6 protein-coding genes are annotated in these 6,216 nt (G+C 39.7%); all 6 read right to left on the bottom strand.

Annotation, left to right across the window (positions count from 1 at the left end; all coding sequences use genetic code 11):
• Nucleotides 1-94 precede the first annotated feature (94 nt).
• A complete protein-coding gene (purF, locus tag GQR53_RS22510; protein ID WP_024596369.1) occupies nucleotides 95-1,621 on the bottom strand; it encodes an amidophosphoribosyltransferase in 1,527 nt (508 codons plus the stop codon).
• An 18-nt stretch (nucleotides 1,622-1,639) separates the two neighbouring features.
• Nucleotides 1,640-2,134 carry a CvpA family protein gene (locus GQR53_RS22505; RefSeq protein ID WP_002958356.1) on the bottom strand — a complete coding sequence of 165 codons (495 nt, stop codon included), beginning with the start codon at nucleotides 2,132-2,134 and terminating at the stop codon, nucleotides 1,640-1,642.
• A gap of 190 nt (nucleotides 2,135-2,324) precedes the next feature.
• On the bottom strand, nucleotides 2,325-2,966 hold the full coding sequence (locus tag GQR53_RS22500; RefSeq protein WP_165742690.1) for an SPOR domain-containing protein: 642 nt from the start codon (nucleotides 2,964-2,966) through the stop codon (nucleotides 2,325-2,327).
• An 11-nt stretch (nucleotides 2,967-2,977) separates the two neighbouring features.
• Nucleotides 2,978-4,243 carry a bifunctional tetrahydrofolate synthase/dihydrofolate synthase gene (gene folC / locus GQR53_RS22495; RefSeq protein ID WP_165742691.1) on the bottom strand — a complete coding sequence of 422 codons (1,266 nt, stop codon included), beginning with the start codon at nucleotides 4,241-4,243 and terminating at the stop codon, nucleotides 2,978-2,980.
• A 25-nt stretch (nucleotides 4,244-4,268) separates the two neighbouring features.
• Nucleotides 4,269-5,144, bottom strand: a complete 876-nt coding sequence (gene accD / locus GQR53_RS22490) for an acetyl-CoA carboxylase, carboxyltransferase subunit beta (RefSeq protein WP_024606166.1) — start codon at nucleotides 5,142-5,144, stop codon at nucleotides 4,269-4,271.
• A 155-nt stretch (nucleotides 5,145-5,299) separates the two neighbouring features.
• Nucleotides 5,300-6,094, bottom strand: a complete 795-nt coding sequence (gene truA, locus GQR53_RS22485; protein ID WP_002958360.1) for a tRNA pseudouridine(38-40) synthase TruA — start codon at nucleotides 6,092-6,094, stop codon at nucleotides 5,300-5,302.
• Nucleotides 6,095-6,216: the final 122 nt, after the last annotated feature.

Here is a 6,216-nt window from a genome sequence, read left to right as displayed (position 1 = left end):
TCGTTTGGATCGGTCAACCGGTCATTTTCTTAACTGATCGGCATTAAGCTAATTAGCTCCTTTTTTTATGTAACGACTTTTTATTAACTAATTATTAATCAGCTTCGTTTTCGTCTTGGTTGTGAATCTCTAAACTTGAAGACATCGCACTTTCGCGGGTGCTTTTTGCTGAATCGTTACGTAGCTCATCAATACGGTTTAAATAGTTTTGATCAATGTCGCCTGTAATATATTGCCCATCAAATACTGAGGTTTCGAACTTAGTAATTTCAGGATTTTCTTGGCTAACCGCAGCTATTAAATCTTTTAACGATTGAAAGATTAAACCGTCAGAACCAATACTTGCATTAATATCTTCAACTTCACGGCCGTGAGCAATAAGCTCAGCTGCTGAAGGCATATCAATACCGTACACATTAGGGAAGCGTATTTCAGGCGCTGCGGATGCAAAGTAAACATTTTTAGCACCAGACTCACGAGCCATTTCAACAATTTGTGCTGATGTTGTACCACGAACAATTGAGTCATCAACCAATAATACGTTTTTGCCTTTAAACTCGCGATCAATTGCATTTAGCTTTTGACGCACTGATTTTTTACGCATCTCTTGACCAGGCATAATAAATGTACGACCAATATAACGGTTTTTAACAAAACCTTGGCGATACGGTAAATCAAGCACACGTGCAATTTCCAGTGCTACATCGCATGAAGTTTCTGGGATTGGGATAACTACATCAATGTCTTTATCAGCCCATTCGCGTGCAATTTTTTCGCCTAGTTTTGTGCCCATGTTTACGCGTGTTGCATAAACAGACATACGGTCTATTGTTGAATCAGGTCGAGCAAAATAAACAAATTCAAAAATACACGGCGAGTAAGATGCTTTATCTGCACAACTAAGTGAATGAAATTCACCTTCTTCTGTAACATATATAGCTTCACCAGGGGCAACATCACGTACAAACTCAAAGCCGTCCGGTTTTAACGCAACGCTTTCAGAGGCGAACATGTACTCAGTCCCTTTTGCAGTCTCACGTTTACCAAATACAAGTGGACGGATACCATTCGGGTCGCGAAAAGCAACAATACCGTGACCAATAATCATAGCAATTGTTGCATAACCACCGCTTACTTTATTATTTACCTCGGTTACCGCAGTAAATATATCTTCAGGGTCTAAATGCAACTTATCAGATTTACTTAGTTCATGTGCCATGATGTTGAGTAAGATTTCTGAATCAGATGTTGTATTTACATGACGACGTGCTTCTGAGAATAACTGCTCTTTTAAAGCTTCTGCATTAGTAAGGTTACCATTATGGGCAAGCGCTATACCAAACGGTGAGTTAACATAAAAAGGCTGTGCTTCAGATGAGCTTGAAGACCCTGCTGTAGGATAGCGCACATGGCCAAGACCTATCGTACCTTGTAGTCGTTTCATATGACGAGTGTGAAAGGCATCTTTCACTAAGCCATTTGCTTTGCGTAAGCTGAACGTATTATTCTCAATGGTAATGATACCCGCGGCATCTTGACCACGGTGCTGCAAAACAGTTAAGCCATCATAAATCGCCTGATTGACAGGGGATGTTCCGACTATTCCAACGATACCACACATGTAATTTATCCTCGCCGATTAACGGTTTACTGAATTTAAAAAGCTCGAGTTGTTTTCTAGGTACGAAAAGAACCATTCAACAACAAAGCCAAATTCTGGAATCAAAATAGAATTGCCCCACCAGTGCGTATTGGGTGCACCAGTAAAAGCATCAAGAAAGAAGAGTAACGCGCTCACGACCAACACGCCTCGTAGAGCACCAAACACTATACCAAAGACACGGTCGGTACCCGATAAACCAGTACGATGTACAAGTTCACCTAAAATGTAGTTTAGTAAACCGCCTAACAGTAGCGTCGCAAAGAATAATATGGCTATGGCCGCCGCATTTCTTAAAAGGGGTTCAGAAATGGTTGTTAGGAAGGAAGCTAAATATTGGTAAAATAAGCTAGAGATGATAAAGGCGCCAGCCCATACCGCTAATGACATTGCTTCTTTTACAAAGCCGCGTATTAAACCGATGATGGTAGACAATACAATGATGCCAATAATGGCGTAATCAACCCAGATCATAAGAACCAATTAGTCGCTAATTTGGGGCGCATTCTATACCCAAACATCGTTAGTATGCAAGTTTAAACGGGAGATTACTGGGTTGTAGTTAATACAAAAAATTAACATTCTAGTCTAGGTATTGTGAGATAAAGATAATGATAAAAAAAATATAAATAAATAAATAAAGGCTTGTTATACAAGCCTTTATTTATTTTGTTACTTCGTACTGCGTAACTTTACCATTTAATTTAGTAAGCTCTTTGAGCTGGGGGAGCTGCTTTTGTAATTCACTTTTATCAAGCGAAGGACCAACAAATACTTTGGTTAATGCCCCATTTGGGGTTTTAATCGGTTTAGTAAACGTTTTAAACCCTTCAGCCTTTAATTTAGCCTGTAATGCTTTAACGTTTGCAACATGTGAAAAACTACCTAATTGAATAACATAGGCCATACTCGTTAGGTTTTCATCACTTTTACGTGGTGCAATTGGCTCTGGCTTAGCTTGAACAGGTGCTTTTGTAATTGGTGTAGCTTTGGGTTCTATAGTTGCTTCAACAACTTTATCTTCCACAGCGTAATCACTCTCATCCTTCGCGCTTTGCTGCTCAAAAGCTTCATCGTCAGCTTGAATGTCTTCAATTTCATCTTGCTTTAGTGGCTCAGCATTAGCCATATTTTCATCAATTGACTCTTGAAGATCGATTGTTTTGAACTCAGGGCGGTCTGGGATCGCTTTAAAGCCTTCTTTATAATGCACTTTTTCGCCATCGAGTATATTAGGGATAAACACAATTGCTGCAATCACCACTATACTTGTTCCGACTAAGCGATTAATAAAACTTGAGTTCACCGACATCCTCTCTATTTTTTAAAGTAATTAATAGCGCCAGCAACTGTAAAAAATGAACCAAATATAATCAACATAGTATCACTTTGTTGTTCTGGTAAAATTACATTCAGTGCCTGTCCCACACTGTCATAGCTATTAATAGTATTATGATGAGACAATTCCTGCAGTGCATTTTGTAAATTACTTGCAGTGTCGCCTCGCGGGCCACTTAAGCTCGCTAATGACCACTCATCGACCAAGTGACTTACTTCTTTAAGTACACCCGTTTTATCTTTATCAGCAAGCATAGCGGCTAATGCATGAATTTTAAAGCCTTTATCTTTATAGCTTGATAACTTATTGGCTAAATAACGCGCCGACTCAGGGTTGTGTGCTACATCGGTAAAGACTAAAGGCTCAATACTTAACTGTTGAAATCGCCCTTCGACAACTAAATTAGCTAAACAACTTCGTATAACTTGCTCACTTGGTAATAAGTTTAAAACACTGAGCGTGGTTAATGCGGTTGCTGCATTTTGACACGGTATTGCTGGCTTATCTATTTCAAGATTATGTTCTTTATATTGCCAATTAAAGCTCTCAGCATTTTCTTTAAAAATAAAGTCACTGCCCGACAACGTCATATTGGCATTAATTTCTTTGCCGTAATCAGTCATTGTGTGAGGAATATTTAAATCCCCTATAATAGCGGGCGTATTTTCACGAAAAATACCGGCTTTATCATAAGCCACTAACTCACGGGTATCACCTAAGTACTCTTTATGGTCTAAGTCTATAGTCGTGATCACGCTTGCAAAGGGAGTGACTATATTTGTGGCGTCAAAGCGCCCACCTAAACCAACCTCGAGTAATACATAATCGACGTTACAGCGTTTAAAAATTGCCAACGCACCCAAAGTACCATATTCAAAATAAGTCAGAGGAGTGTCTTTACGGCCTTGCTCAAGCTGGTGAAAAGCATCTATATGAAATTGGTCTGCCAATTCTTCCCCATTAACTCGTACACGCTCGTTATAACGAATTAAATGTGGAGATGCGTAAGTACCCACATTGAAACCTTGCGCTAGCAATAGCGACTCTAAGCAGCGTGCTGTGGTGCCCTTACCGTTTGTACCGGCAATAAGAATAATTTTACTTGGAGTGTTTAACAGGCCAATATTGTTAGCAACATTAGCAACTCGTTCTAAGCCCATAGCAATGTTAGCTGGGTGAACACTTTCTAAATAAAAAAGCCAATCATCAAGGCTTGATGATTGGCTAGGAGTTTTTTTTGTCATAGCGTGTAATCAGTAAAGCTGAAATTTACGCTACTCTATGCTCTTGTTCCGTAGAAGGCAAGTTCATAAATTTAGCTAAAATGCGTGCAAGGGTATCGCGCATTTCACGGCGGTCAATAATCATGTCAATTGCACCGTGTTCAAGCAAAAATTCACTACGCTGAAAGCCTTCAGGTAATGTTTCGCGAACAGTTTGCTCAATAACACGAGGACCCGCAAAACCAATTAATGCTTTAGGTTCCGCAACGTTAATATCGCCCAGCATAGCAAGTGATGCAGATACACCACCCATAGTTGGGTCAGTCATGACTGAAATAAACGGAAGACCTTTTTCAGTCATTTTTGCAAGTGCAGCACTTGTTTTAGCCATTTGCATAAGCGACATAAGCGCTTCTTGCATGCGTGCACCGCCTGATGCAGAAAAACAAATAAGCGGCATGTTATGCTCTAAACATTGATCAACAGCATCAACAAAGCGAGCGCCAACAACAGAAGCCATTGAACCACCCATAAACGAGAACTCAAATGCTACTGCTGCAACTGGAATACCTTTTAATCGGCCTTTCATAGCTACAAGTGCATCTTTTTCACCACTTGCTTTTTGGGCTGCACTGATACGATCAGAGTATTTTTTAGAATCTTTAAACTTAAGAATGTCTTTAGGCTCATGTTGTGTGCCAAGCTCTTGACGGTCACCTTCATCTAAAAAGTGCTCCAGGCGCTTACGGCCACTAACACGCATATGATGGTTACACTTAGGACATACGTTTAATGACTTTTCTAATTCAGCTTTATATAAAATTGAATCACACGATGTGCACTTAGCCCAAATACCTTCTGGGATTTCTTTACGACCTGATGATTTTGTCGTTTTAGGTAAGATTTTTTCTAGCCAACTCATTTGCAACTCTCTTAATGCTGTTCTGTGTCGCGAGCCTGCCAATAGCAATTAGCAGACAAATTTTTTCAATTAAAACATGAATTACACTAACGCGGTATAAAAAACTGGTCTTAGTAGTTAAAAGTGTTCATAAAAAGCACTAACGACAACCATAACTAAATTTCAGCGTCAGGTAAAAACAATGGACCTAAAGGCATTTTAGGAATATTAAACTCTTCAGGATAATCGACATCAACCAAGTATAAACCTGCAGCTTTAGCTGTAGCACTTGCTTTAGCACGCTCTTTACAATCAAGTAATTCTTTCAACCAAATAGGCTGTTGCTTATGTATGCCAATATCCATCAAGCTCCCCGTTATATTACGTACCATGTGATGTAAGAACGCATTCGCCTTAATATCAATAATAACGTAACACCCTTGGCGCTGTACCGATAAATGATGAATAGTACGAGTCGGTGTATTCGCTTGACAATGGATCGCTCGAAAAGATGTAAAATCGTGTGTCCCGATCAAATACTGACAGGCTTCCTGCATTTTAACTTCATCTAATGGGTGATGAAAATGCGTAACCCCTTCGCTTAACACTGCTCCTCGAAAAGGAGAGTTATAAATAATATAGCGGTATCGGCGAGCGGTTGCACTAAAACGAGCATGAAAATCGACAGCAACTGGTTGTGCAAAGCGAATAGCAATATCTTTAGGCAATAAGGTATTCATACCCATTGTAAATGCGACCATGTCACGCGAAGCTTCAGTTTCAAAATGTATTATTTGACCTGTACCGTGCACACCCGCATCAGTTCGCCCCGCACATACTACTTCAACTGGGTGATTACAAATACGCGACAATGCCTTTTCTACTTCTTGTTGTACGCTATTTACATGTGATTGACGTTGCCACCCACTATAGCGTACGCCGTTGTATTCAACTCCAAGTGCTACTCGCATAATTACTGCTTTACCTACTGTGCTAATGAACACGGCATTTTATGCTATCTCTCGACGCAATAAAAGGAGGTGTGCGGTAATACCCTTTTTATTAAAAACATGATCATTTTAATGAATCAAAT

It is taken from the genome of Pseudoalteromonas sp. Z9A6 (genome assembly GCF_011378805.1).
Classification (GTDB): domain Bacteria; phylum Pseudomonadota; class Gammaproteobacteria; order Enterobacterales; family Alteromonadaceae; genus Pseudoalteromonas; species Pseudoalteromonas distincta.
The sequence above is the reverse complement of the archived record's forward strand: the minus strand, read 5'-3'. Positions and strand labels throughout refer to the sequence as shown.

What these genes read in the sequence shown, in the direction of transcription:
- purF (WP_024596369.1), bottom strand. Translation starts at nt 1,621, where the DNA reads ATGTGTGGTATCGTTGGAATAGTCGGAACATCCCCTGTCAATCAGGCG.
- GQR53_RS22505 (WP_002958356.1), bottom strand. Translation starts at nt 2,134, where the DNA reads ATGATCTGGGTTGATTACGCCATTATTGGCATCATTGTATTGTCTACC.
- folC (WP_165742691.1), bottom strand. Translation starts at nt 4,243, where the DNA reads ATGACAAAAAAAACTCCTAGCCAATCATCAAGCCTTGATGATTGGCTT.
- accD (WP_024606166.1), bottom strand. Translation starts at nt 5,144, where the DNA reads ATGAGTTGGCTAGAAAAAATCTTACCTAAAACGACAAAATCATCAGGT.
- truA (WP_002958360.1), bottom strand. Translation starts at nt 6,094, where the DNA reads ATGCGAGTAGCACTTGGAGTTGAATACAACGGCGTACGCTATAGTGGG.